The sequence below is a fragment of the Candidatus Fusobacterium pullicola genome, from assembly GCA_018883725.1.
In the GTDB taxonomy this organism is placed as follows: Bacteria; Fusobacteriota; Fusobacteriia; order Fusobacteriales; family Fusobacteriaceae; genus Fusobacterium_A; species Fusobacterium_A pullicola.
The window spans coordinates 74,315-99,509 of sequence record JAHLFN010000076.1; the positions used below are offsets into that span (position 1 = coordinate 74,315).

The following is a 25,195-nucleotide window of genomic DNA, read 5'->3' on the forward strand; positions in this document are numbered from 1 at the left end:
TTATCACCTTAATCTAATATTTCATTACATCTTTTCATTGGACATAAATCTCCACACATTGTACAAACTTCTTCTTCTATAGGTTTTGATGATTTTCTATACTCTTTTGCTTTTTCTGAATCAATACACTCCTCAAACATTCCATTCCAATTTAATTCTCCCCTATATTTACTCATTCTATTGTCCCATTCTTTTGCTCCTTTTATTCCCTTAGCTATATCTGCTGCGTGACCAGCTATTCTAGAAGCCATTATTCCCTCTTTCATATCTTCTAATGTTGGAAGTCTTAAATGTTCAGCTGGAGTTACATAACATAAAAAGTCTGCTCCATTTGCTGCTGCTATAGCTCCACCTATTGCTGCTGTTATATGATCATACCCAGGTGCTATATCTGTTACTAACGGTCCTAATACATAAAATGGAGCATTATGACAAAGTTTTTTTTCTATTTGCATATTAGTAACTATCTCATGTATAGGTATATGTCCTGGTCCTTCTATCATCACTTGTACATCTTTTTCCCATGCCCTCTTTGTCAATTCTCCTAAAATCAATAGTTCTTGTATCTGTGGAGCATCAGTTGAATCTGCTATACTTCCTGGTCTTAATCCATCTCCTAAACTAAGTGTTACATCATATTTTCTACATATATCAAGTAATCTATCAAAATACTCATAAAAAGGATTTTCTCTATCATTTAGTACCATCCACTGAAATAGTATTGAACCTCCTCTACTTACTATCTTTGTTAATCTTTTATTACTTTTTAATCTTTCTATACAAGTCTTAGTTAAACCAGCATGAATAGTTAAAAAATCAATTCCATCTTCACAGTGCATCTCTACTACTTTAAATAGATCTTCTACACTCATATCTTTTATATTTTTCCCAAGTTTAGCTACAGCATCATACATTGGTACAGTTCCTAACATAACTGATGATTTTTTTACTAACTCTCTTCTAAATTTTTGTGTATCACCAAAAGTACTTAAATCCATTATAGCATCTGCTCCATACTCTATAGCTTTTTCTACTTTTTTCATTTCTCCATTATAATTACAACAATCTTCTGATACTCCTAAATTAACATTTATCTTAGTTCTAGTTCCTTCTCCAACTGCTCTTGGATATATACTCTTATGATTTTTATTAGCTGGAATTACAATACTTCCTTTTGCTATTCTATCTAACAATTCTTCTCTTTCTATCTTTTCATCTTTAGCTACAACCTCCATCTCTTTAGTAAATATTCCTTTTTTAGCTGCTTCCATTTGTGTTGAATACATATCTCCTCCTAAATTCACATAAAAAAATAGCTCTGTACCAATGTACAGAGCTATAAATTTAATAAATATAAAAATACCTATAAAATATATTGCTTCCCTACGCTGGTATTATCCATATCAGGTTCTAAGGGTCAAGATTACTCTTTCTCAGCCTACTGGCTCCCCTAGCAATTCATAAAAATATTCTTTTTCTATGCTGATTATATACTTATTATTTTTATTTGTCAAGTTTTTTATTTTATCTTTTATTCTTTCTTTTTTCACTAAGATATTTATTTATCTCAGCTGCGGCTTTCTTTCCAGCCTCCATTGCCAATATTACTGTAGCAGCACCAGTTACTGCATCTCCTCCTGCAAAAATTCCCTCTCTAGAAGTTTTTCCATTTTCATCTGCCTCTATTCCTTTCCATTTACTTGTTGCTAATCCCTTTGTTGTATCAGCAATCAATGGATTTGGAGATGTTCCTAACGACATAATTACTGTCTCACCTTCTAAAGTAAATTCACTTCCCTCTATTATAGAAAATTTTGCTCTTCCACTTTCATCTGGCTCTCCTAATTCCATTTTTACACACTTTATCTCTTTAACCCAGCCTTTTTCATCTCCAAGTATTTCAATTGGATTTACTAAAAACTTAAAATTTATTCCTTCCTCTTTTGCATGATGTATCTCCTCACGTCTAGCTGGTAGTTCTGCCTCTCCTCTTCTATATAAAATAGTTACATCAGCTCCTAATCTTTTTGCCGTTCTAGCAGCATCCATAGCCACATTTCCACCACCTACAACAAAAACTCTTTTTCCTATTTTTATTGGAGTATCGTAATCTTTTCTATTAGCTTTCATTAAATTTACCCTTGTTAAAAATTCATTTGCTGATATAACACCATTTAAATTCTCTCCTGGTATATTCATAAATTTAGGTAAGCCTGCTCCACTTCCAATAAATACAGCTGAATATCCATCTCTATCCAATAACTCATCAACAGTAAATGTTCTTCCAACAAAGGTATCAGTATGAACCTTAACTCCTAAAGAGTATAGTTTTTCAATCTCTTTATCTACTATCTCTTCCTTTGGAAGTCTAAACTCTGGTATTCCATAACTTAAAACTCCACCTAATTTATGTAATGCCTCATAAATTGTTACATCATATCCTAATTTAGCTAAATCTCCTGCTGCAGTTAGCCCTGCTGGCCCTCCTCCGATTATAGCTACTTTTTCCTCTTTTTTATCAGCTATTTCTACTTGAGTATTATTTCTAATAGCCCAGTCCCCAACAAATCTCTCTAATTTTCCAATAGATACAGGCTCTCCTTTTATTCCTAATATACATTTTCCTTCACATTGAGTTTCTTGAGGACAAACCCTTCCACAAATTGCTGGTAAACTAGAATATTTTGAAATAACTTTACTAGCTTCCGCTATATCTCCTCTTTTTATCTCTTGAATAAATCCTGGAATATCTATTGATACGGGACATCCTTTTACACATAGTGGATTTTTACAATTTAAACATCTATTTGCTTCTAATTTAGCTTCCTCTAAATTATATCCATAGCACACCTCATAGAAGTTTTTATTTCTTTTATTTGGCTCTTGTTCTCTTGCTGGCACTCTACCTTTTATCTCAGATAAATCACTATGCATAGGGCATGAATCATTATGATGTGTTTCTCCATCTTCTATTTCTAAAATATTTCTTCCTTCACTACTCTTATACATCATCTGTCTTCTCATTGCTTCATCATAATCCACTTTATCTCCATCAAATTCTGGACCATCTACACAAGCAAATTTAACTTTTCCATCTATTGTAACCCTACAAGCTCCACACATTCCAGTTCCATCTACCATTAATGGATTTAGACTAACTGTATTCGCTATATTATATTCTCTACACTTTAATGATGCAAACTTCATCATTATCATCGGACCAATTACTATTGCATGATCATACTCTTGATTTTCATTTTCTACTAATTTTTGTATCACATCAGTAACTCTACCAGCTACTCCATAACTTCCATCATCTGTACATACATACAGATTTTCTGCTACTTTTTTCATTTCCTCTTCTAATATCAGTATATCTTTACTTCTTACTCCAATTATTACATCTACGGCTATTCCATTTTCTTTAAACCATTTAACCTGTGGATATACAGGTGCTGTTCCTACTCCTCCTGCTACAAAAAGATATTTTTTATTTTTTAGTTCTTCTAATGGAAGAGTTAAAAATTCACTTGGCTGTCCCAATGGTCCAACAACATCTTGAAAGAATTCTTCCTCATTGTAATTTGCCATTTTTTTAGTTCCTTCTCCAACAACCTGAAAAACTATTGCCACACTTCCTTTTTCTTTATCAAAATCACAAATTGTAAGTGGTATTCTTTCTGCTTTTTCATCAGTTTTTATAATCAAAAATTGCCCTGGTTTTGCTCCCATTGCTAACTCTCTTGCTTCTATATCCATATAGCAAATATCCTTAGTTAGCCATCTCTTACTTAAAATTTTATACATAAGATATCCCCCTATCTACATTCCACTTTATTTTAAAAGTTTTTCTATTTCAAAAAATAATTTTCCTATTTTTTCTTTTTTCTTTTCATCTAATTCATCATATTTATTATTTATTCTTCTATATAAACTATCTATTCTTTCAAAGTTAAAACTATATGATACCTCTTCTTCTATCTTATCTTTTAATTCAATACTTTCATTATTTTTCTTAAGAATATCCAACACCTTTTTGTATGTTAAATCCTCACTTTTCTGTTCTAGCTCTAGTAAGATTTTATCCTGCTCTTTATATAATTGCTCTATACTTCTTACAGGCAATATTGCAATTATCTGTTTTACAACATCTGATTTACTCTTTTTAAATAGCTCATATCTTTTTCTAAGTCTTAATGCTGTGTCTTTTTTATATCCATTAAATTCTAAGTATTTTAAGTATAAGCCTTCTGGACTCCCTTTTCTCCCTAATTCTTCAAAAACTTCTGTCAGGTTCTTTCCTAACATAATTATATTATTTCCTTGTATTTTTAACATCTCTAACGACTTATTTTTCAAATACTCTATTAATTCAATATCATTAGTTAAGGAGTTAAATACACTATCCTCTATTGAAAATATCTCTTTTATATCTTTTTTATTATTCTTTTCTCCCTTAATTATCGTAGGCTCTATCTTCTCTGATGTCTCTTTTGTCTTCTTTCTTTTTGCCATCATTGCCTGAAATCTTTCTTCTGCTGTACTCATTTATCCTCCTGCTCTACATCTCCATTATTATATCTAACAAGCTATTTTGAGCTTCCTCTACTGATTTTGATTTACTTTCCCATACAGTTTTCCCCTTTTTTACCAAACTTTCTATAATTGAAGTTTCCTTTATGGGCTCTGGGAAAACCACATCTGTATCCTCTAACATCATTTTTAATTTATTTAAAATATCTTTTTGAGTAACAGTTGCTCTATACAGATTTACTAAAATAGCTTGTATTTTTTCTACTCCAGCTTCCTCTATAACATTAATTACTCCTTTAAGAGTTGGAATATCACAAAACGCTGGAATTATAATTTTATCTGAGCACTTTACAAATTCCGTATCTATTTTCATAGTAGGTATACTATCTATTAATACATAATCATACTCTCTTTTTAAATGCTCTATGAAAAGAGGTAACTTCTCTAAAAATCTCTCTGTAAAGACTGAACTTTCAAGTGGTATAAAATCTAAATTTTTTCTTAGATTTATCTTGTCCCCTTTCCCTGTCATAACCCAACTTCTTAATCCTTTTTTTAATTCAACTCTCTCTTGCTTATCTTCTGGAATTGTAAAATCTATAATATTATTTTGAGAGTCTGATGTAAGTATCATTACTTTACTTCCTTTCATAGTAAGTCCATGAGCTAATTGAACTGTTAAAAAAGTTTTTCCTATTCCACCTTTATTTACCTTTAAAGTATATACCTTTCCTACTCTCTCTTCTCTATCAATAGTAACAAACTTATCTCCAATTGTTACAGTTACATCATTACTCTCTTTAGTTATTTTTAAAGTATCAACAACTCCAAATGGAATATTTAATTTAGCAACATAATAATCTTTATCCTTATATACTTTACTAAAATTTATATTTACGTTTTTTCTATATTTTAAAAGATTTCCATGAATATCCTTTTCCTCTATCTCTTCTTCACATCTACCCTTAGTTAAAGTGATTATTCTATTTTCCATAGAAAATACTATTTCATTTTCCTCTTTACTAACATTTAAGGCTTCTGTTATATTCTTATCTACAGTAAGCACTGCATTATTAAAACTTCCATTTTTTTTATAAAATAGACCAACTTTTTTCTTCATTTGCAACTCCTCTATAAAAAACTAAGTCGCATGAATGCGACTTAGTTAGTTTTTGTTATAGATATTTTAACACATTTTTGGTATGATTTCAACTATTTTATATTATCTTCTATATTTAATATATTTAGCAACTTGTATAATAACAGTTGGAATAAAAGCTAATCCATATATAGATACAATCTCATTTATTCCTAATGGAGCTACTTCAAATATTCCGTGTAATGCTGGTATCATTAAAACGCCACTTAATAAAACAAATCCTATTAAAAAGGCAACTACTGAAAATGGATTACTCATAAATCCTAAACCAAAAATTGAACTATTTCCTCTACAGTTAAATCCGTGGAATAGTCTAGCTAAACATAACACAGCAAAAGCCATTGTACTTCCTTTTAAAGCATCGTGCATTTCACCATATCCAAGATAAAATCCTATCATTACAAAAATAGCTATTAATAACCCTTCTGTTAAAATTTTACCTGAAAGAGCTTGAGTAAGAATTGGTTCTTTTGGATCTCTTGGTTTTTCCTTTAAAACTTCTCCATGTGATGGCTCCATTCCAATAGCAATAGCTGGTAAGCTATCTGTTAATAGATTTATAAATAAAAGATGTACTGGAGCAAATATTACTGGTAATCCAGCAAAAGAAGAGTAAATTACAGCTAAAATTGCAGCAGTATTTCCTGAAAGTAAAAATCTTATTGAATTTTTTATATTAGCATATATATTTCTTCCTGTTGTTACAGCTTTAACAATAGTAGAGAAATTATCATCAGCAAGTATCATAGAGGCAGCATCTTTAGAAACCTCTGTTCCTGTTATTCCCATTGCTATTCCTATATCTGCTCTTTTTAAAGCTGGAGCATCGTTAACTCCATCTCCCGTCATAGCACAAATTTTTCCTAAAGATTGCCATGCAGTTACTATTCTTATTTTATGTTCAGGAGATACTCTAGCATATACAGATGTATGCTCTACTTTTTCTCTTAATTCTTCATCAGACATTCTCTCTACATCTACACCTTCTAATACGTTATCTCCCTCTTGATATATTCCTATCTCTTTAGCTATTGTTCTAGCAGTTACTTTATGGTCTCCAGTTATCATTACTGGTTTAATTCCTGCCATTATACATTTTGCTACAGCTTCTTTTGATTCAACTCTTGGTGGATCAATCATTCCTACTAATCCTACAAATATATATCCATTCTCATCCTCATGACATATATCTTTTTCACACTCTAAAATCTTATAACCATAAGTTAATACTCTAAGTCCTGTTTCAGCAAAAGTATTATTTACTTTTTCTATATTTTTTATATCATCTTTTGTGATTTCTCTTATTTCATTATTCTCTAATATAGATTTAAATCTTGGAAGTAATGAGTCTAGAGCTCCCTTTGTTAACATTACCATTTTTCCATCAATTTCATGTAGAGTACTCATAAGTTTTCTATCAGAATCAAATGGTATTTCAGATAAACGTGGATATCTATCTTTTAATTCTCTATAATCAATATCATATTTTTCAGCTAAATTTATTAGAGCTATCTCAGTTGGATCCCCTACTTCATTTGTAGCATCATTACATAAAATTGATTGTTTTAATATAATATCTTCTGCCATTTGATTAGAATCTAATCCATTTTCCTCTACTATTTTTCCATTGACATAAACTTTTTTTACTGTCATTTTATTTTGTGTAAGTGTTCCTGTTTTATCAGAGCATATTACTCCTACACACCCTAAAGCTTCTACAGATTTTAAATTTTTAATAATAGCATTCTCTTTTGATAATTTTTGTGTTCCTATAGCTAATACAATTGTTACTATTGAACTAAGTGCCTCTGGAATAGCTGCAACAGCTAAAGCCACTGCAAACATTAAAGAATCTAATATTTTTACTCCATGGAATAAATTGATTGCAAATATTACTCCACATAGTAAAATTATACCTAATGACAATTTCTTACCAAAATTATCTAAAGAAACTTGTAATGGAGTTGTTTTCTCCTTTGTCGATTCTAATAATTTTGCTATCTTTCCTAATTCAGTATTCATACCAGTAGCTGTTACTAGTATTACCCCTCTACCATAACTTACTAAACTACCAGAGAATACCATATTTTTTTGATCTCCTAATGCTAATTCATTCACTGGTATTACTTCACTTCTTTTTTCTACTCCTTCAGATTCACCAGTAAGAGAACTTTCATTTACTAAAAGTGAAAAACTTTCTAATACTCTACCATCAGCAGGTACTAAATCTCCTGCCTCTATAAAAATTATATCTCCTGGAACTATCTCTTCAGATGAAAGCTCTATCTTTTCTCCATTTCTTAAAACTTTAGTCTTAGGAGATGATAAAGATTTTAAACTATTTATTGATTCTTCAGCTTTAATATGTTGAACTGTTCCTAATATTGCATTAATAATAATTACCACAAGAATAACTATTGTACTCTCTATATTCCCTGATATTGCTGAAATAATTGAAGCAATTATTAAAATAATTACAAGAAAATCTTTAAACTGTGATAAAAATACTTGTAAAGTACTAACTTTTTCCTCCTCATTTAATTGGTTTTTCCCATACTTTTTTAATCTTTCCTTTACCTCATTACTAGTCAAACCTTTTTCTGTTACTTGAAACTCTTTTAAAATTTCCTCTTTTGACTTTGAAAAATAATTTTTCATAAATCCTCCTTTATATTTTTAATTATTGTTAATTAATAAAAAAAGACTTTTAATACGAAGTATATAAAACTCCGTATTAAAAGTCTTGTTACCACTTGGGTATACAGTACCAGAAAGTCCTAGACTCCGTGATGTTGATACTATATTTTTAACTACTCCCTCTTAATACTACTATCTTTCTATCTTATTTACGTTCTAATAATATCATAGTTTTTATTAAAAGTCAAGAGCTTTTACTATCTTCCCCAGATAATTTTTCTCTAAATTTGTTACTTTTATAATTTTATCAAATCCTTATTTTTACAGTGTTTGAAAGATTTTTTTAAATCAGCTTTTTCTAATTTGTGTTCTATTTGTGTGCTACCGAATGAAACCCTATTGATTTTTAGCAAGTTTAAATTTAATTTTTTTAAACATACCTAAATTATTTATAAATCAGCTTTTCATACACTACATCTAACTTTTTTTCAATTCTATCTGTAGTTTCTTTTTGTTGCTGGGATAAATTTAGCATTTGTTCTTGAGTTGCTGATAAAGCTACTTTTCTTTCCAGCTCCGCTATTTTTTCATCCTGCATTTTATTTTTTAAGTCTATCAACTTTAACTCTGTATCTAGTCTAGCATTTAAAGAATCAAAATTTTTAGCGATTTGATTCTTCACCTCTCCAAACTCTTCTAAGGTTTTATTCTTATTAGCCAGTGAGCTCCCCATAATTGATACTACTCCAGTTATAAGAACTGTAACAATTGTGGATAGTGCATTATCTTTAATTTTTTCCCACATCTTTTTCCCCTTTCAATTTCCCGAATACTATCTCATATAGCTCGTCATCTGCCTTGGATTTAGTTTGTTTTACTAAAACACCTAACCCCCAAATAACTATCTTTTCAACTACTACTGCCGATAAATATTTTACAGCCATAGCTTTAATAAACTTAGCTACAATTCCCCACATATTCACTCACCTCTGTATAGCTTTATCTCTCTGCCTCTTCTCGCAACTAAAACTGGTAATACTTTTCCTCCCCCTTTTCTCCACATCTTCCAAGCTTCTTCTACCTCACACATTTTTGCTCCCGTATTTATTTTCTTAACTACGGTTGAGTTTGAGAAAGCTGCACACCCTATGTTAAAAGCTAGGCTCACCAGTGCATCAAATTTATGTTGCTCAATAGGGTATTTGATACTTTTATTGACTACATTTTCAAAACGTCTTAAATCGCCTTTTAAAAGCTCAATAGCTTTTTCTTTTGTAATCTCCATTCCTTCTTTAACACCTTTTCCAGTATGTCCTACTCCAATAGTCCATATACCAGCTTGGCATTTATAAGCTTTTAATTTTATTCCTCCTTCTTCTTTGATTAGAAATTCTATTCCTTTATCTGAAATTTTCATTTTCACCATCCCCTTTTTTTAAATTTGTGATAATTCTTGCCAGCACTTTATATCTGAGTTAGAATTTATTAACTCTATAAAATCTGCTTTAGTAAATTTTATGTTGCTTTCTTGAGTTTTTAATTGAGCCTCTACATTGAAAATAGTTTGAACAAACATAGCTCCTTGAAGTCTTAATTTTTTTAACTCTGGTAATGTCATTTCTAAAGCATCCCCATCATTGAAAGCCCACAGAGTTGTTAACGCTCCCTCAGGAGAAAAATTTGTTGCATCTTCATGAGCTGCTATACAGTTACCTAGAAGAGCTAGATCCTTATCTCTGCACTTTTGTTGATGTTTCCCATCGGAGTTATCTATGAACAAGTACCCATTTTCAAGGATTTCGGCTTTTGAAGTGTTTATAATAGAATAATACTTTTCTTGTAATTCCTCTTCAGTAGCCCCCTCATACCATACGTGCTCCCCTTTGTCCCAAGTAGGTTTTAGATAACCTAAGCTTGTATCATATTCAATTTTTACAACTCTACCATCTTGAATATATTCACCATCAATAAGTTTCTCAGTAAGGTTTAATATCAGTATCTCCTCTTCTCTTGTCATCTCTCTAAGTTCGTTGTTATCCCATGTTGGTGATCCCATCTCGGTATCTCTTTCAATAATTACAACATTACTATCGCTATACTGGGGGCAATCTTTGAATAAGTTTCCCTCTAGTATTATCTCAGCCTCTTCTCTAGAAAGGTTAATACTGTGTACTTCTCTTGATATTCTTTCTTTTGTATAAAATCTTAACATAATTTATGCCTCCTTAATTTTTTTTTAGTATTGGTTTTTTCCGTAAAAAAAGAAAGAGGTGTCAACACCTCTGTGATAGCTCCTCTTTTCTGCCCCCAATCTTTAGATAGTCTTACCTCTTAGATAATTTGCAAGAACAAGAATGGACTAATATAATATCTCCACATCAATGCTTATCCTCAAATTCAAGTTTAAGAAGAACAGGAAATACTGGAATTGTTTTTTTAGGTTTAAATATCAATACTCCTATTACTTATGAACCTATTGTCATAGGAAAATTAGTATACAATAATCACGATGCTGTTGAATATGCTATTGACACGCTAAATATTAGGATAGAAAATGGTGACATAAAATTAAGATGCTCAAATAATAGTGCGAACTTTGGTTGGGTAGCTATATTAACACTTCCAATTTTGCTTAAACTTTAGAATTTAATGAATTAAAGCATAGCTATCCAAGATATTGTAGGACTGTGTGTTGCACCATTTTTAATAATCACAACTTTAAACGAACTAGTTGTTATATCGTAAATCCTATAAGTAACTTCAACAGAGGTTTGTGCAAAATACCCAGCCTCTCCCGCTACAACTGTTGGGGGTGACGAAAAAATTTTATTGAAATTTATAGTTATAACAGTTCCATTAGAAGGGGCATTTATAGCATTTGAACCGAAATCAAATTCTTTTGGTAGATTATCTAATTTACTTCGATTTGTATATACACTCAATTCCTCAAAGTTAGCGTTCGGTGTAGTAAGCTTAGAGCCGTTATAATCTGTAATACAAATATAGTACTTTTGAGTGTTTTCTAATAAATAAATATTACCTTTTGTAGCACTCGTAAGTGGAAATTTTCCATTATATCCTCCTACAATTCCTTTGTCTTTATTATCTAAAATAAGCCCTTGATTGGCTGCTAAAGCCCTTGTTGTACTCGAATTTGATAGATCATCAACCGGATTTAGCTGTATGTTGTTCTCATTTACGATTATTCCATCATTTGCACTCACTACATTAAAAGTTTTATCACTAGTAAAGTTTCCTCCTCCAGTTAATCCTTTTCCAGCAGTCATTTGTCTAGTATTAGGAGTGTAATTTCTTAAAACTTCCTCTAAATAGTCTTTATTGACCCATGTTCCCTGCCCACTCCAGTTTAAAATAGGACTCTCCACATTTGTTACTTCCATTTTTATATCAATTTCAAAAGCTATAGCACTGTCTGTTTTTGCTGGAATGTATTGAGCATTGTCCTCGTTACAGTACCAATACAGTTTTTCTGTATCATCGTTAACGAATACTCCTATTTCTTTAAGATAAAATCCTTGTTCAACATTGTCATTTACAACTTGAATAGTTATCTCTACAGTATTATTTTCTTGGGATTTTTTTAAAATTTTAGCATCCAACTTATAGTTTTGAAGCTCTGTCACATCAGCGGGATTTCCTGCTGGTGTACCTGCTCCTATCTGTACTTTTGTAAATTCAACAGGCAGCTCTTGAGCAAGTCTTGTAGCTAAATAGTTAGCTCCTGATGTTGTTAATCCTCTGTATGCCATTTATACCATCTCCTTTTTAATTTTATATACAATACCACTTCTAATAAAGTATTCTCCAGTCGAAACAGTATCAACCGCTTTATCCTCTATTTGTTTTTTCAATTTGTAAATTACGGCACTTTTTATAAAAAAATCTCCTCTTTTTTCCGGAATCACATTTACTATATTAAGGGTTAAATTAGCTGGAATTAAAACCCTTAACTCTTTGAAAAGGCTATAATCATGTTCATTGAATTGCTCTTCTTTCTCGAGTCTAACATCTAATCTATAATCATTATTAAATAAAACAGGTGTCGCTACAGTAGATTCATTATTAAAATAAGCCCTTAAATACTCCTCCAACCATCTCCAAGTATATGGTAGAACAGCATTCCATTTAGCATACACTCTATTTTGTCTTTCTTGAAGAGTATCAGTAGATTTAGGATATATCTTCATCATACTTTCAAAAATTGCTATTCCCTGCTTATCAGTACCAAAAATAAAAGAGTTGCTAAAGGCCCTTTCAATCTCTTCATACTCTTTTCGCAACTCCTCATTTTCTATTTGTAATAGACATTTTATTTCTTTGTATTCCTGCATAAAATCAGGCAAGTAATTCAGAACATCAATTACTCTCATAATTTCCACTTCCCCACACTGGTATTTCGTAGATATCTATTTCTAAATTTTCCTCTCTCCCATTAATTTTTGTATTACCTATGTCTATTATTTTATTATTTATAGCTAATATTCTAGTCTCTATTTGGGATATCCTTATTACTATCTTATTAGAAGCTGCCCAATTCTTTCTAAGTTCTAATAGATAATCCATTAATGCATTATCTATGTCATCTTTAATGTTAGTCACTTCTATATCTTCTAAAGTTAAATTTGTAGTAATATGGATAGATTTTTTTAAAGGTGTATCAACAGTTACTATGTGCCCTATAGGTGCTATCCCTTTACCTGTACCATCCTTTGTTGGATCAATTGTCTCCTGTACTCTTTCAATTAAAGCACTACTGGCCTCGTCACACTCACTATCTAAAATAGTAAGTCTTACTGTTCCGCCACCCTGCCACACTGGAGTAACTTTAACTGATCCTACTCCACTTATGGCTAATGTTTTCTCTTCATAATCTTTTATATTGCCACCATATGCTTGGGTATCAAAACTGTTCAGGTATCTAGCCCTTAAACTTTCTGTCTCCTCTTCATCTTCTCCAGGGATCAGTATTTCAGTTAACTCAGCGGATGTCAGTCCGTCTATATATTCTATAGGAATCAAAGTTCCTGTGTTTCCGTTAGGCTCTTCTCCAAGTGTCTCACATTCTAACTGATATTCATAACTTCCTGAATCAAGTTTTTTTATAACTATGTAGTTATATTCATTCAAGCTAAATCTACTACCTAAAGGTACTTGTACATTGAATACTCCTTTATACACACCTGCACTTGCTGGTTTAGGATATATACCTCTTTCTGAAGCTCTTTTTATCAGATTTTCTCTACTTGCTGTGTGACCAAATGTTTCTTTATAGTATTCGCCAATAGTTATATACATCTGAGCTGTTTCTAGTGAGTTCCCCGCTACTGCGTCATAAACTATGGATCCTTCTCTTTTGTCCACATCACTGGGGATATTTTTCATTTTTATTTCGAGTAATTTTTCATAAGTTTTATCCTCAAACATCAGATCAGTACCTCCTTCCTTAAATTCATCTCTCCGTAGATTGTATTTACAGTAAATGTTACAGCTAATACACTACGAGCTAAGTCTTTGAAAGAAAAGTTATAAACTTCTAAAACTCTACTGTCTTGTAACAATGCTTCCTTTATTCTTTCCTCTAAAACTACTTTGCAATAACTCTTAGGTTTTCCAAATAAATCTTTTAATTCGATTCCATAATTCCACGAATAAATAAGATAAGCGTATCTTTCAGTATTTAATATTTTAAAACAGGCCTGTTCCATAGCTTTTAGCCCGTCTATTTTTCCGTAGATTCGATCCCCGAACATCTGGATTTTATGAGTTTTAGTTGTCATAACTTTATTCTCTTCTACAATTTCAACAGATACATTTTCTCTAACAGGTAACATCATATCCACTCTCCTTCAACAGTAGGATCATTAATTCTATCCAGGATATAGTAAATTTGTCCCCCCTCTTGCCTTATCATTATTACTTTCTCTCCCTTTAATAGTGCGTTATGAATTAATATCTTTTTTCTACCTGTGTATTCATGCTCGTGATCAATCGGTATCACATTTTTACCAACATTAGGGTGGTCATGACTAGTATCCCATGATCCATGTATACTATCAGTTGAGTGTTGAACTGTGATATCAACGTAATAATCTCTTACAAGATGGGAAAGTATTAGATCCTCAGCTTGTAGAAGTTTTTTAGCCTCTACTCTAACAGTTAAAGGATTTACAGTTTCAACTATTCCAAATTCTAGTTTTGTCATTTTTTTTCTTTCTAGTAATTTTTCTACTACTTCTTTGATAGCATCTATCATTGAATATCTGCCCCCCTTACCGTTAAATTCATTAAATACTCTTGGTTATTGAAAATATGCTTAGCACTTTCTACCAACATATAATTACTTACTTTTACATCTCCTAAATCCAAAACAACTATGATACTACTTCCAGCCCTTACTCTCACATCTCCGAATATATTTTTTATATCTAAGCTTTTAAATTTTCTATTGTGGAGCTGTAATAATGCGTCGGCTTTCATTTTTCCATTTTCTTTTTCTCCCAGGGTGTCATAGTGTTGTAGAACTCCCCATTTATTGATATTACTTGAATCTTTAGCTATATAAATCTCTCTTTTTCCAGCATTACTGTCAGATTTAACTATTTTTACAGTGTTAGCACTATTTTCTATGCTAGATTTATAAGAAAAATTTTGAGACATTGAAGCATCAACAATAAAATCTAATTTCATATTTTCAATATTTTTTAACGTCAATTTACCAAAGTCATCATACAGAACATACATTTTTTTTGTATTTTGAAGTGTTATTCCTAAAGCAGTCAATATGATATCAAACAGTGATACCCCATCTTCTAGTCTTTTAGGAATAATAAATTTAGTATCTTCTATTTCTCCAAGTTGTAATTGGAAGTCATTAGCTAGCATGGTTATTACTTCACTAGCTTTTTTATTTCTATACTCATAGACATCTTTATTTTTTAGATATCTAAGTTGATCATAAGCAGTGACAGAGAGTATTTTATCTTTATCTCTATTAATCGTAAAGATAAATCCATAAAAAACTTTTTGCCCTTTGTACTTAACTGTTACTAAATCTCCCTCTTCAAAGATGTTATTCTCATCAAATAAGCACTTGAATGTGAGTTTTCCAGGAGCACCTCTTCTTTCTGTTGTCCAAGTTACTCCCTCTAGTACAGCAGGTGCTATTGCCCCATTTGTAGTTTTTATTCCTAATTCTATATCTAAATTATTCAAGTCTTAACACCTGCCCCACTTTTATGCTATTAGCATTTGCTAAATTATTTAAAGTTTTTAAGTCTAAGTATCTAGAGCCGTTTCCAAGCTCTTTTTTAGCTATATTATACAAAGTATCTCCAGCTTTAACTGTATAAGTTTTAGCTATCGTTTTAGAAGCACTGTCTCTTACTTTTGTAGTAGTTATTAATCCACCACTTATAGCACTAACTATAGCTCTATTACTATCTTTATACTCTTTTAGATTTAAAGATACTATTACATCTCTTCCTTCGTCAGCATCTTCTTTTATTTGAAAATCTTCTAATGATACCTTCATGCAATGACTATATCCCAATACCCCAATACTACCTTCTCTAATTATTACAAAATTAAAAGGTTTTTTAGAGTTCTTTAGCTTTTTTATTAGTTCGATGTAGTAAACAATAGGTAAAAATATCCCACCTAAATATTGAGCAAAGGGATATTTAACAGCTGGAATACAAGCATCAAAAGATATCTCTTGTAATCCAGACTCTTTCAATATATTAAATTCTCCCTCATTCACAAGAGTTACAGTCCTATTTCTATTTTTGAATTTAATATTCATTCTTTGAGGGGTAATAGGGAATAACACCCCGTCGATATAAAACGCGTATCCATTTTTTAATAGCATTAATCATACACCCCCTCAGCTACTACTGAAACAGTTTCTCTCAATTTATCACTGATATTTGAATAAATACTTTCAACATCCATAGAATTATTAACTTGGTTAGTAATTCCGCCAACCTCAACTTTTATTTCAGCAGTAGTAAATCTGTTGATAACTTCCATTTCAGCTAAATCTCTCATATATTTAATCTCTTCTATTGTTAAGTCTAAGTTATCTACAATAGCTTCAGTATTTGTTGCTATTTGGCCCAGTAGTTCTTGATTTTTCTCCTGGATAGTATCAGTTAAAGAAAAATTATCCCAAGCATTATATCCATTTTTTGCTGCTTGCCAAGGGTCTTTATAGTCCACCATCATTTCTGAAAAATCTTTTCTTTCTACCTTAAATGAATTTTCTCCAACTTTATCTAAAACAAAAGTATTTAAGGAATTTTGAATCTCCCCTAACGTATCAGATACACTAGTTCCCAGTATTGTATCTGTTATTCTCCCGATAACTTTTAATTGATCTATAATAAAGTTGGTAAAATCTAAGAATAAATTACTGATAGCAGTTATTGGATGTGTAAAAACATTTCCTATAAATTCTACTATTCCAGCTATATAATTATAAACTGAACTTCCTAATTGAAGAGTTGCATTATAAACAGCTCCAATCACATTATGGATTACAGCACCAATAGCATAGAAAGCTCCTACTATTATTCCTGTAGCTGATACTGAAGTACCTGCAAAATGATTAAAGGCTGCTACTCCTAAATATAATGCTGCAACTACACCACTTACAACTAAAACTATTGGATTTGCTAATATAGCACTATTCAATCCCCATTGGGCTAATGTTTGCTGATGAGTTAAAGCTATAGATTTTCCAGTAGCCGCATTATAAATAGTCATTGCCAAAGCACTTCCTAATTGAGCTAATCCCATAGCTTTAGTAACTAGAGTATTAACCCCAATAGCAGTTGTATAAACTCCCATTAATGCCGTAACTGTTTTTAATATTGGAGATATCACCCCCCAATTATCATAAATAATACTACCTAACCCAACTATAATATTCAATCCCTGTTGAGATATTGCCATAATTTGGCCTATACTTGTAACAATGCTATTTGTAAAATTTTTAAAATTTTCAGAGTTTAATACTTGAGAAATTTGATTAGAGATAGGGATAAATCCTTGAATAACTTGGCCTTTTATACTACTAATTATATCTGTAAAAGTTAATGGGATACTCTCAAATTGATTATTTATTTGAGTAGCAGCATTAAACATAGCGTTTTTAACTACTTCAGATGTAATTTTGCCTTGAGATGCAAGGTCTTTTATCTGTCCTACTGGAACTTCCATATAGTTAGCTATATTTCTAACTATTAATGGTGCTTGTTCTAGTATAGAATTTAATTCCTCTCCTCTCAAAGCTCCAGCTCCCATAGCTTGAGTTAATTGTAGCATAGCTGCACTAACTCCCTCAGCACTTGTACCTGATATCTTAAATTGTTTGTTTATTAACTCCATAAAACCAATAAGTTCAGTGTTAGAGGAAAAGGCATCTCCTGCCATAAGTCCCATTTTAGAGATACTATCCATAGTTCCTAATGAATCTCCTCTACTATTCTGAGCTGATTGAAATATCATTGCTTGAAGTTCACTAGTAGTTTGATTACCATCATTCATTAAATCTAATCTAGCAGTAGTTTGTGTTAAACTATCAGAAAGGTTTATAGCTCCTCTTAGAGTTTGTAGTCCTACATAAGCTGCTGCCACTCTACTAATTTTAGATAATAACCCGTCACTTTCTTTAACACCTCTTGCAAGACTTTGATTAAATCTATTTTGCCCATTTGTATTGTTATTAATTTGATTTTGTATCTCTTGCTCTATTCTTACTAACTCTGCTCCTGCGTCTGTTATCATTTGAGAGGCATTTGTTAATCTAGTGGTGTCAATATTTACATTAGCATTGTTTACTCCTTGTAAAGCTGCTATTGTAGTATTAATAGCTCCTACTATGTTGTTGAGAGGTTTACTCATGCCATCTATAAGCATTATTGAACTTTCTATTGTAGCCACCTTATCACCTCCAATAAAAAAAGCACCCGAGAATTTTAATTCTCAAGTGCATACACCTTATAAAAATCTATTTCTGATTGGTTCCACCCCTATTTTAGGATAATACTCTTCTTGAATATATTTTTTTAAAATCCGTTCAGCATCTCCATCACGCTCTAACTCAACCCATTCATCATACAATTTCTCTTCAGAAAGAACTCTCCCAATTCCATAATCCATGTCTAAATTTCTGAAAACTTTATACCAATTTTCTCTAGTAGCAACTCTTTTTTCTCCGTTCGGGAATACTATAGTTATTTTTTCTTTTAAATTAACACCTGGATAAAGAGGGATTACTTTCATTTCCTCACTAACAATCCCGTTATTGTTTTCTACTTTAAAATATAGGTCATATTTTTTCTCAAACTCATGTTCTATTAATTTTCTATATCCCTTATATTTACCATCAGCAGGAATGTCTTTTACAGCAAAACATATAAAACTCAGAGTAAAAAAACATAAAATAAGTATTTTTTTCATAGATATTTCCCTCCATCATTTTCTATACCTCTATTTATAGTAAAAAAAGAATAAAAAGTCAATAATTATTTATTTTCTTTCTCAAGTCTTATTTGAATAGCTGCAATTACAAAAGCTTTTTCCTCATTACTCATCTCTAAATATTCTTTAGGTCTTATATGTAATTTGTGCAGGCAATAGTAAGCTATGTTAGCCTCACCATCACCTGCTTTTATTAGTTTTTTGCTTCTTTAGTTAATTCTCCCAAAGTTTTAAAACCATTGACTTTATTAACCTCAGTTGCTAAGTCCTGAAACTCAGCTGGTAACAACATTGATTTTAATAAATCCTGCTTAGTTTTTACACCATAACTATCTTGTAATTCAGCGTTACCTAAGTCAGGATAAACTACACAAGCAGCACATAACATTGCCTGGTATTTATTACCATCTAACATTGGTAGTTTTTGCCCATTGATATCTTTTATAATAGTACAATTTTCTCTAAGTAATTGGTCATCTTGAGCTGAGATAGCTCTTATTTCAAATAGTTCAGTTTCTCCACTTTCCTTGATAAATCTTTCTGAAATAGTGATCTTCTTATTTTCTACTACTTTAGCATTTTGCTTAAAAAAACTATTAAAATTCATTTATTTTCAACTCCTCTATACCATTCCATCTAAAATATTAAACTTTTTATTGAGTACCCATTTTTCAAAAGTAAAAGATACTTCCTCTTCCAGGTATTCTCCATTTGCATCAAATTGCCCTATAACCCCACCATCAAGGTTACAACCTTGAATCAATACAGCTTGTCTTCCAGCTGCCGAATTTGGATCTTCATTAGCTACTTCAATATCAAAGTACAGATCCTCTCCAGTATTTTGATATTTCTCTAATATCTCTCTCATTACACTGGTGTTATAATGCATAGTCATAGTTCCTGTACCTTCTGCTGAGGTTGCTTTATTTCCTTTGTTAACTCTTCCGAGAATAGGTAGTTTAGACTTATTCTTTGTGTATTTAGCTTCAAACTTAATAGCTGTCATAAAATTATATCTAGTACCATCAATAGTAGCATAGCATTCCCCAAATACTCCAGCTATTGCATCTTTACTTAACATTGTTAATTTTCCTTCTGGCATTTAAACTCTCTCCTTCCTACGATACCACTACTGTCATATATAATATCTCCATACAAGCTACTGGAGTAACAGGGTCATTAACTATTACCGATTTTTTAGTAGGTCCCTTTTCCACTGTTACAGCTTTAGGATCAAAATTTTCCAATGCTTGTATTCTTTCTAATTCCTCATGATGGGCCACTATATCTTTCCATAATGCTTCTCTACCGCTTTCAATATTTCTAGTGTGCCCTAAATGTTTTTTATTAAATAATAAAGCTATATCATTTCCTATTTGGTCCAACACTCTTACAACTTGGTTAGATGTAAAATCATCATTTTTCTCTACTGTGATAGTTGTTAGAGAGTTTATATCAGTTAAAACATAAGGTTCTCCAGCATTATTATGAAATAATAATTGGCCAGCTTTTATTCCTGCCTCTAACTGTGATTGAGTATATTTAGTATCAATAGTATACTCTCCATCATACTTAGTATTAGTTAAAGTAGCATTTACAGCACAACTTGCTTCAGCTCCAGTTAACCAATAAACTAATACATTTTCAGGGGCTCCATCATCTGAAACTTTATTTTGAAGATTGATAACTCCTTCATAATCAGCAGCTTCTCTATAGACTACGCATTGAAATTTCACTCCAACTTCATCTCTCATTCTCTTAGTCCAGTTAATATATAACTTTTGGATAATTGAGTCTTTAGCTGTACATCCCACAACGTTAAAGCTATAAGATTCTAGTAGATCTAAAAACTCTTGATGCTGAGTTCCTGTTACACTAACAAGATTTGTTCCACCTGTTAATTTTTCTCCAGCTGTTTCTGTTAACTCTGATGTTTTGAAATCTACATAGTCATTACTTATAAGTTCTGAAGAGTTGGTTACTGTTTGAACGTCTACTTTGATATCACCTATCATTGTCGTTACATCTTTTTTACTCTCCTCATCTACATTAGTTTTAACTATTATAGTAATATCATTCCCTCTAGTTCCACTATATTTGGCTGTAGCATAGGTATTAGCTGCCTTAGTCCCTCCACCATTTAGCCTATACATATATACTGTTTGAGCTTTCATGAATAAATCTCTTAAAGGTTTCATTTTTTCATGGGTGTAATCATACCCAAATATCTTTAGGGTATCAGTTTGAAAATCTCCATTTTCTACAGTAAAGATCTCTCCCTCTACTCCCCAATCTAATTCCATAGCTATAGCTGCAAAACCTCTATCAGATATATTTACAGTAGCTCTTGCTGCACTAACAAAGTTAATATATGATCCAGGTAAAACTTTGTTGTAACTTAAAAATGTTCCTCCACCATTAGCCATTATTTAACACCTCTTTTCATAAATTTATCTATTATTGTATCTACTTCAATAAAAGTATATTCTTTGTCATCTTCTAATAAGACTCCTAATAAGTCTTTTCTATTAGAATACTTTTTACTTTTTAGCAACTGCTCTTTTGAAAATTTAGACTCAGTAGTTTTTACTTTCTCAGTTTTCTCTTTAGCCATTATTTAATACCTCCTTTACATAGCATTTCTTCCATATAGTTATCATCCGTATCTACATCTCTAACATGTAATCTATAAGTAACAAAATAGTATAGATTCTTTTCCACTATTTCATATCTACGATTTATCCCTCTTACATAATTTTCATTTCCTAAATCTATCATATTTAAGGCTCTATGTAACAGTTCTGCTATTTCTGCATTTTCCCATAATCCTTTTTTAGGAAAGTACTGAATACAAAAATTATAAGTTCTTAAATATCTATCTCCTAATAATTGTTTTTCATCAGGATTTAATACTTGTACACAAAAACATGGCTTTTTAAAACCTTGTGGAATTTCCTCTATATAAATTTCAGCCTCAGAATTTATTTTTTCTAAGACTGTATTTATAGCTATTATTAATTTTTTAAGCATTTTTCATCTTCTCCAAAATTACTTTTAATCTTTTCTGGATAATACTTTCTAAATTATCTCTTATTTCATTCTCTGATATAGTTAACATAAATCTACCTGGAACCCACCCTTTATGATTTCTAGTTCTGTGCCCATACTCAACATAAGATGCATATTCTACAGAGTTAATCACTTCTACTTTATACCCATTATTAGTTTTAACAACTTCTCCAACAGTCCAACCTCTTCTCAAATTTCCACCTGTTTTATGAGGATAAACTCCTACTGGAGTTCTTTTAATAACTTTTCTGAGTAATAAAGCTGCTATATCGCTTGCTAATAGCCTTATGTAGTCATCTATCTGTTTCTGTTGCTCTACTAAGTTTTGTTTTAACTCTGTCAACCCCTTTATATTAACTCTTACCGCTCTTCCCATTAAGCATGTTCCTCTGCATTAAGTAATATAATTTCTTGATGATTTGAGTATTTAGCAGGCATTCCAGAACATTTATATAGAAAACTTTTTTCATCTCTATATACAATTATTTCAGAACCAGCACTAACTTCTATATCTTTTGAAAGAAAAAGTTTTACAACTTGAGATATTATAGGCTCATAGGTAGTTTGATTTACAGAAGTGATACTTTTAAATGATATTCTACATGGTATATTTTCATACCTTAAAAATTTTTTATGTTCTGTAACTTTTGTTGTAGGGTCTTTCACTGACTCCCAGTTGTAAATATCACATCTATCAGTATAAAGTATTTCTAAAGGATTTTTTCTCACCATGCTAATCTCCTATATTTAATAAGTTCTTCATCTTTACCATTAATTAAAAAATCAATAGCTTTATCTATTAAATCAGCTTGAGAAAGAGAAGTAGAATAACCTATCTTTGTATCTCCTTCTTGAATATCTTTAATTAGAGGAGTAAAATCATACCCCTCTAAATTTCCAGTAACTCTTTTTGCTTGGAGATATTCTCCTGCAACTTTATCCACAACTATATAATAAATTCCATAAGGTATATTTTCCTCATTATAATTTTGATTAGTATAATTATTAATACTACTCAAAGTCTTTTTAATGAGGTATTGTATAGCTTTCTTTTGCTCTTCAGCTACTTCACAATTAAACATCCCTAATCTATTAACAACATCATCATATAGTGCCATCTTAATCACTATCCTCTTGAGATGATTCTAGCAATAGGAATTGTCTTATGTGCAATACATTTTTTCTTTGAAGTAGAACCATTATTTACTAATTCCCAGTTAGTTCCATTTTCAAGATCTTCATCTGTAGGAGAGTTAGAAGCCTGAGATTTTTTAGTATAAGAAATTCCATATGGTGCAAAAACTTTTCTTTGTCTTGAATAAAGTGTAGTTTCTCCTCCATTTGTTTTAGGATCTCTAGCCATTTCTGCAGGAACTTTAGCTCCTATATTTTCATAGTCAAAAGCTCCATCTCCTAGTATATATGATGTATAGATTACTGCATTTTGAATATGTTGTACATATTCTCCATCTTTTACATCAGAGATAACTGTTGCTACTGTTTCTTTTGCTACTTCTCCTTGCCCTGTTCCTGGAGTTGCTACTTTTAAAGCTCCTTCATCTGTAGCTAAACATCTCACATATAAAGTTTCTTTAATCTCTGTAGGCATTCCGTCATCAATTAATACAAGTCTTCCATTCCAACTTCCTAATGCTAAATCTCTTTGTATTCCATCTTTATCTGTGTATTTTAAATAGTTCAAAAGTTTTAAATTTTCTAAATTAGTTGAAATTGCTGAATGTACAATAACTAATGAAAATCTATGTTTGTGGTCTCCAGATGCTTTTTGAATAGCTGTATTTAAAGAAGCTGGCCCAACCACTGATTTAGCAATAGATTCTTTTGAAATATCTAATGTATGATTATTTACAAATTCAAGATTTTCTTTTCCAGTCATTGCAAATATTCCTTTTAGAATAGAAAGTATTGTGGCTTGGTCAATCTCTCCCCAATATTCAGCTATTTGCTCTGCAACATTATCCATAAAATCTACTCCACCTGTTATATCATAAGAAAAATCTCCTTCTGTCCAAGCTTTAGCTCTACCAATGACTACTACTCCTCTTTCATAAGTTTCTGTTCTTGTTGATTCAATATCTGTTTTTCCGTCATAGTTTACAGGAACTCCATCTAAAAGTCCATAGAAAGGAATAGTAGCATATCCTGTTCCTGTTTGAGAACTAAATACTGATCTTATAGCCTCATTTCCTTTTACAGCTTTAGATTTAATCAGTTCATTTCTTTTTGTATTAGGTATTCTATCTACATATTTTCCAAATGCTTGTCCATTAAAACTTTTTTCATCAAATTTTCCCATTATTCATCACTCCTTAATTAATCTATTTTTGCTCCTGGATTTTCTGCTAAATATTTTTCCATTTGAGAATAAGTCATCTCATTAAAATTAACTTTCTTTTCAGGATTTCCTGCTGGACTTCCACCTTTAGGTGTTTGTGTTACTTCAAATAAAAAAGATGAGTCAGCTGCTGCTTTTAAAACTTTTAATTGCTCATCAAGTCCTACAACTTTCCCATCTTCTCCTATTTTTGCTCCATCTAAATTTAATAATGCTTTTACTGCTTTATTATTTTTAGCTCCTGCACTCATTAGTGCTATATCTAAAGCATTATCTAATCTGATTTTTGCTATGTTCTCAGCATACTCCTTATCTTTAGACTTTTGAGTTTCTTGCATATCTGATATTTGCTTTTTAAGTTCTTCATTATCTCCTACATTCTTTTTCACCTCCTCTAAATTCTTAATTAATGACTTATTACTCTCAGCTAGTTGATTTTTTTCAGTTTCTAGCTCTAAATATTTAGCTCTTTCCACATATCCTTCTAACTCTTTTTTAGATTCTCCAGCTACTTTTAGAGCTAGTTCCTCTTTAAGTCCTAATGCTACTAATTGCTCTTTAGTCATTTATTTTTCCTCCTCTTTATTTTTTATTCATACCCTTTCTTTCTCTTATAGTTCCCCAAATAAAGCCAATTCCTAGTCCTATTACAAGTCCTATAAAAAAATATCCTGCTGGTGTCATTTCTCTCATCTCCTTTTAGTTCTATATAAAAAAGAGCAAGGAATACCACTAGCATAAGTTCCCCACCCTATTTTGTACCATCTTTCATGATTGATAAAAGCAAAAATTTCTCCCATTTTTACGCCTCTTTTTTTATGTTTTTATCATTGTCTATTCTAGCTAATAACGTATTATAATAACCAATCATATGAGACATTTGAATAGCTAAAAGCTGTCTTTGATATTCATTTGTATATTGAGGTTCTTCCATTTCT

The 25,195-nt window shown here is 31.2% G+C and carries 29 protein-coding genes and 1 riboswitch; of the genes, 1 reads left to right on the top strand and 28 read right to left on the bottom strand.

Annotated elements, in window-relative coordinates:
• Positions 1-8: 8 nt before the first annotated feature.
• The 9 genes from thiC to IAA47_08870 all read right to left on the bottom strand — a co-directional run bounded on the left by thiC (position 9) and on the right by IAA47_08870 (position 10,541).
• The gene (thiC, locus tag IAA47_08830; protein MBU3843065.1) at positions 9-1,286 is read right to left on the bottom strand and encodes a phosphomethylpyrimidine synthase ThiC; all 1,278 of its coding nucleotides are present in this window, start codon (positions 1,284-1,286) and stop codon (positions 9-11) included.
• Positions 1,287-1,363: 77 nt separating this feature from the next.
• Positions 1,364-1,462: riboswitch (TPP riboswitch) on the bottom strand.
• A 62-nt stretch (positions 1,463-1,524) separates the two neighbouring features.
• Complete coding sequence (gltA, locus tag IAA47_08835) at positions 1,525-3,807, bottom strand: NADPH-dependent glutamate synthase (protein MBU3843066.1); 2,283 nt, start codon at positions 3,805-3,807, stop codon at positions 1,525-1,527.
• Between the two features lie 27 nt (positions 3,808-3,834).
• Entirely contained in the window at positions 3,835-4,548 is a 714-nt protein-coding gene (locus IAA47_08840) for a hypothetical protein (GenBank protein MBU3843067.1), read from the bottom strand.
• Between the two features lie 13 nt (positions 4,549-4,561).
• Complete coding sequence (locus IAA47_08845; protein MBU3843068.1) at positions 4,562-5,653, bottom strand: ParA family protein; 1,092 nt, start codon at positions 5,651-5,653, stop codon at positions 4,562-4,564.
• A 102-nt stretch (positions 5,654-5,755) separates the two neighbouring features.
• Positions 5,756-8,350, bottom strand: coding sequence for a cation-translocating P-type ATPase (locus tag IAA47_08850; GenBank protein ID MBU3843069.1), 2,595 nt, complete (start codon positions 8,348-8,350; stop codon positions 5,756-5,758).
• 424 nt (positions 8,351-8,774) lie between these two features.
• Complete coding sequence (locus IAA47_08855; protein MBU3843070.1) at positions 8,775-9,134, bottom strand: hypothetical protein; 360 nt, start codon at positions 9,132-9,134, stop codon at positions 8,775-8,777.
• Positions 9,118-9,306: a hypothetical protein gene (locus IAA47_08860; protein ID MBU3843071.1), complete on the bottom strand. Its 189-nt coding sequence runs from the start codon at positions 9,304-9,306 to the stop codon at positions 9,118-9,120. Before IAA47_08860 ends, IAA47_08855 begins: the two co-directional genes overlap by 17 nt.
• Before the next feature lie 2 nt (positions 9,307-9,308).
• Positions 9,309-9,746 carry a lysozyme gene (locus tag IAA47_08865; protein MBU3843072.1) on the bottom strand — a complete coding sequence of 146 codons (438 nt, stop codon included), beginning with the start codon at positions 9,744-9,746 and terminating at the stop codon, positions 9,309-9,311.
• A gap of 18 nt (positions 9,747-9,764) precedes the next feature.
• A complete protein-coding gene (locus IAA47_08870) occupies positions 9,765-10,541 on the bottom strand; it encodes a hypothetical protein (GenBank protein ID MBU3843073.1) in 777 nt (258 codons plus the stop codon).
• Positions 10,542-10,669: 128 nt separating this feature from the next.
• Between IAA47_08870 and IAA47_08875 the strand changes: the two genes are divergently transcribed.
• A complete protein-coding gene (locus IAA47_08875) occupies positions 10,670-10,972 on the top strand; it encodes a hypothetical protein (GenBank protein ID MBU3843074.1) in 303 nt (100 codons plus the stop codon).
• Between the two features lie 11 nt (positions 10,973-10,983).
• Here the strand turns inward: IAA47_08875 and IAA47_08880 are convergent, their stop codons facing one another.
• The 19 genes from IAA47_08880 to IAA47_08970 form a co-directional block, all read right to left on the bottom strand.
• Positions 10,984-12,099, bottom strand: coding sequence for a phage tail protein (locus IAA47_08880; GenBank protein ID MBU3843075.1), 1,116 nt, complete (start codon positions 12,097-12,099; stop codon positions 10,984-10,986).
• On the bottom strand, positions 12,100-12,720 hold the full coding sequence (locus IAA47_08885) for a YmfQ family protein (protein ID MBU3843076.1): 621 nt from the start codon (positions 12,718-12,720) through the stop codon (positions 12,100-12,102).
• A complete protein-coding gene (locus tag IAA47_08890; GenBank protein MBU3843077.1) occupies positions 12,707-13,774 on the bottom strand; it encodes a baseplate J/gp47 family protein in 1,068 nt (355 codons plus the stop codon). Before IAA47_08890 ends, IAA47_08885 begins: the two co-directional genes overlap by 14 nt.
• On the bottom strand, positions 13,774-14,181 hold the full coding sequence (locus IAA47_08895; protein ID MBU3843078.1) for a DUF2634 domain-containing protein: 408 nt from the start codon (positions 14,179-14,181) through the stop codon (positions 13,774-13,776). The genes IAA47_08890 and IAA47_08895 overlap by 1 nt, the downstream gene beginning before the upstream one ends.
• Entirely contained in the window at positions 14,181-14,603 is a 423-nt protein-coding gene (locus IAA47_08900; protein MBU3843079.1) for a DUF2577 domain-containing protein, read from the bottom strand. Before IAA47_08900 ends, IAA47_08895 begins: the two co-directional genes overlap by 1 nt.
• Positions 14,600-15,562, bottom strand: a complete 963-nt coding sequence (locus IAA47_08905) for a hydrolase (protein ID MBU3843080.1) — start codon at positions 15,560-15,562, stop codon at positions 14,600-14,602. The genes IAA47_08900 and IAA47_08905 overlap by 4 nt, the downstream gene beginning before the upstream one ends.
• A complete protein-coding gene (locus tag IAA47_08910) occupies positions 15,555-16,217 on the bottom strand; it encodes a LysM peptidoglycan-binding domain-containing protein (protein ID MBU3843081.1) in 663 nt (220 codons plus the stop codon). The genes IAA47_08905 and IAA47_08910 overlap by 8 nt, the downstream gene beginning before the upstream one ends.
• A complete protein-coding gene (locus tag IAA47_08915) occupies positions 16,217-18,292 on the bottom strand; it encodes a tape measure protein (GenBank protein MBU3843082.1) in 2,076 nt (691 codons plus the stop codon). Before IAA47_08915 ends, IAA47_08910 begins: the two co-directional genes overlap by 1 nt.
• Positions 18,293-18,349: 57 nt before the next feature.
• The gene (locus IAA47_08920; protein MBU3843083.1) at positions 18,350-18,811 is read right to left on the bottom strand and encodes a hypothetical protein; all 462 of its coding nucleotides are present in this window, start codon (positions 18,809-18,811) and stop codon (positions 18,350-18,352) included.
• A 214-nt stretch (positions 18,812-19,025) separates the two neighbouring features.
• Positions 19,026-19,439 (bottom strand): hypothetical protein, encoded by a 414-nt coding sequence (locus IAA47_08925; GenBank protein ID MBU3843084.1) that lies wholly within the window; start codon positions 19,437-19,439, stop codon positions 19,026-19,028.
• Between the two features lie 15 nt (positions 19,440-19,454).
• Positions 19,455-19,934 carry a phage tail tube protein gene (locus IAA47_08930; protein ID MBU3843085.1) on the bottom strand — a complete coding sequence of 160 codons (480 nt, stop codon included), beginning with the start codon at positions 19,932-19,934 and terminating at the stop codon, positions 19,455-19,457.
• 16 nt (positions 19,935-19,950) lie between these two features.
• On the bottom strand, positions 19,951-21,258 hold the full coding sequence (locus IAA47_08935) for a phage tail sheath family protein (protein ID MBU3843086.1): 1,308 nt from the start codon (positions 21,256-21,258) through the stop codon (positions 19,951-19,953).
• Positions 21,258-21,446, bottom strand: a complete 189-nt coding sequence (locus IAA47_08940; protein MBU3843087.1) for a hypothetical protein — start codon at positions 21,444-21,446, stop codon at positions 21,258-21,260. Before IAA47_08940 ends, IAA47_08935 begins: the two co-directional genes overlap by 1 nt.
• Positions 21,446-21,862 carry a hypothetical protein gene (locus tag IAA47_08945; protein ID MBU3843088.1) on the bottom strand — a complete coding sequence of 139 codons (417 nt, stop codon included), beginning with the start codon at positions 21,860-21,862 and terminating at the stop codon, positions 21,446-21,448. The genes IAA47_08940 and IAA47_08945 overlap by 1 nt, the downstream gene beginning before the upstream one ends.
• A complete protein-coding gene (locus IAA47_08950; protein MBU3843089.1) occupies positions 21,855-22,277 on the bottom strand; it encodes an HK97 gp10 family phage protein in 423 nt (140 codons plus the stop codon). The genes IAA47_08945 and IAA47_08950 overlap by 8 nt, the downstream gene beginning before the upstream one ends.
• Positions 22,277-22,633 carry a hypothetical protein gene (locus IAA47_08955; GenBank protein MBU3843090.1) on the bottom strand — a complete coding sequence of 119 codons (357 nt, stop codon included), beginning with the start codon at positions 22,631-22,633 and terminating at the stop codon, positions 22,277-22,279. Before IAA47_08955 ends, IAA47_08950 begins: the two co-directional genes overlap by 1 nt.
• Positions 22,627-23,019: a hypothetical protein gene (locus IAA47_08960; protein ID MBU3843091.1), complete on the bottom strand. Its 393-nt coding sequence runs from the start codon at positions 23,017-23,019 to the stop codon at positions 22,627-22,629. Before IAA47_08960 ends, IAA47_08955 begins: the two co-directional genes overlap by 7 nt.
• An 8-nt stretch (positions 23,020-23,027) precedes the next feature.
• A complete protein-coding gene (locus IAA47_08965) occupies positions 23,028-24,218 on the bottom strand; it encodes a phage coat protein (GenBank protein ID MBU3843092.1) in 1,191 nt (396 codons plus the stop codon).
• Positions 24,219-24,235: 17 nt separating this feature from the next.
• Positions 24,236-24,823: a phage scaffolding protein gene (locus tag IAA47_08970; protein MBU3843093.1), complete on the bottom strand. Its 588-nt coding sequence runs from the start codon at positions 24,821-24,823 to the stop codon at positions 24,236-24,238.
• Positions 24,824-25,195 lie beyond the last annotated feature (372 nt).

Excerpts from the sequence above, each read along its gene's own strand:
- thiC (MBU3843065.1), bottom strand. The coding sequence starts at position 1,286 with ATGTATTCAACACAAATGGAAGCAGCTAAAAAAGGAATATTTACTAAA.
- gltA (MBU3843066.1), bottom strand. The coding sequence starts at position 3,807 with ATGTATAAAATTTTAAGTAAGAGATGGCTAACTAAGGATATTTGCTAT.
- IAA47_08840 (MBU3843067.1), bottom strand. The coding sequence starts at position 4,548 with ATGAGTACAGCAGAAGAAAGATTTCAGGCAATGATGGCAAAAAGAAAG.
- IAA47_08845 (MBU3843068.1), bottom strand. The coding sequence starts at position 5,653 with ATGAAGAAAAAAGTTGGTCTATTTTATAAAAAAAATGGAAGTTTTAAT.
- IAA47_08850 (MBU3843069.1), bottom strand. The coding sequence starts at position 8,350 with ATGAAAAATTATTTTTCAAAGTCAAAAGAGGAAATTTTAAAAGAGTTT.
- IAA47_08855 (MBU3843070.1), bottom strand. The coding sequence starts at position 9,134 with ATGTGGGAAAAAATTAAAGATAATGCACTATCCACAATTGTTACAGTT.
- IAA47_08860 (MBU3843071.1), bottom strand. The coding sequence starts at position 9,306 with ATGTGGGGAATTGTAGCTAAGTTTATTAAAGCTATGGCTGTAAAATAT.
- IAA47_08865 (MBU3843072.1), bottom strand. The coding sequence starts at position 9,746 with ATGAAAATTTCAGATAAAGGAATAGAATTTCTAATCAAAGAAGAAGGA.
- IAA47_08870 (MBU3843073.1), bottom strand. The coding sequence starts at position 10,541 with ATGTTAAGATTTTATACAAAAGAAAGAATATCAAGAGAAGTACACAGT.
- IAA47_08880 (MBU3843075.1), bottom strand. The coding sequence starts at position 12,099 with ATGGCATACAGAGGATTAACAACATCAGGAGCTAACTATTTAGCTACA.
- IAA47_08885 (MBU3843076.1), bottom strand. The coding sequence starts at position 12,720 with ATGAGAGTAATTGATGTTCTGAATTACTTGCCTGATTTTATGCAGGAA.
- IAA47_08890 (MBU3843077.1), bottom strand. The coding sequence starts at position 13,774 with ATGTTTGAGGATAAAACTTATGAAAAATTACTCGAAATAAAAATGAAA.
- IAA47_08895 (MBU3843078.1), bottom strand. The coding sequence starts at position 14,181 with ATGTTACCTGTTAGAGAAAATGTATCTGTTGAAATTGTAGAAGAGAAT.
- IAA47_08900 (MBU3843079.1), bottom strand. The coding sequence starts at position 14,603 with ATGATAGATGCTATCAAAGAAGTAGTAGAAAAATTACTAGAAAGAAAA.
- IAA47_08910 (MBU3843081.1), bottom strand. The coding sequence starts at position 16,217 with ATGCTATTAAAAAATGGATACGCGTTTTATATCGACGGGGTGTTATTC.
- IAA47_08920 (MBU3843083.1), bottom strand. The coding sequence starts at position 18,811 with ATGAAAAAAATACTTATTTTATGTTTTTTTACTCTGAGTTTTATATGT.
- IAA47_08925 (MBU3843084.1), bottom strand. The coding sequence starts at position 19,439 with ATGAATTTTAATAGTTTTTTTAAGCAAAATGCTAAAGTAGTAGAAAAT.
- IAA47_08930 (MBU3843085.1), bottom strand. The coding sequence starts at position 19,934 with ATGCCAGAAGGAAAATTAACAATGTTAAGTAAAGATGCAATAGCTGGA.
- IAA47_08935 (MBU3843086.1), bottom strand. The coding sequence starts at position 21,258 with ATGGCTAATGGTGGAGGAACATTTTTAAGTTACAACAAAGTTTTACCT.
- IAA47_08940 (MBU3843087.1), bottom strand. The coding sequence starts at position 21,446 with ATGGCTAAAGAGAAAACTGAGAAAGTAAAAACTACTGAGTCTAAATTT.
- IAA47_08945 (MBU3843088.1), bottom strand. The coding sequence starts at position 21,862 with ATGCTTAAAAAATTAATAATAGCTATAAATACAGTCTTAGAAAAAATA.
- IAA47_08950 (MBU3843089.1), bottom strand. The coding sequence starts at position 22,277 with ATGGGAAGAGCGGTAAGAGTTAATATAAAGGGGTTGACAGAGTTAAAA.
- IAA47_08955 (MBU3843090.1), bottom strand. The coding sequence starts at position 22,633 with ATGGTGAGAAAAAATCCTTTAGAAATACTTTATACTGATAGATGTGAT.
- IAA47_08960 (MBU3843091.1), bottom strand. The coding sequence starts at position 23,019 with ATGGCACTATATGATGATGTTGTTAATAGATTAGGGATGTTTAATTGT.
- IAA47_08965 (MBU3843092.1), bottom strand. The coding sequence starts at position 24,218 with ATGGGAAAATTTGATGAAAAAAGTTTTAATGGACAAGCATTTGGAAAA.
- IAA47_08970 (MBU3843093.1), bottom strand. The coding sequence starts at position 24,823 with ATGACTAAAGAGCAATTAGTAGCATTAGGACTTAAAGAGGAACTAGCT.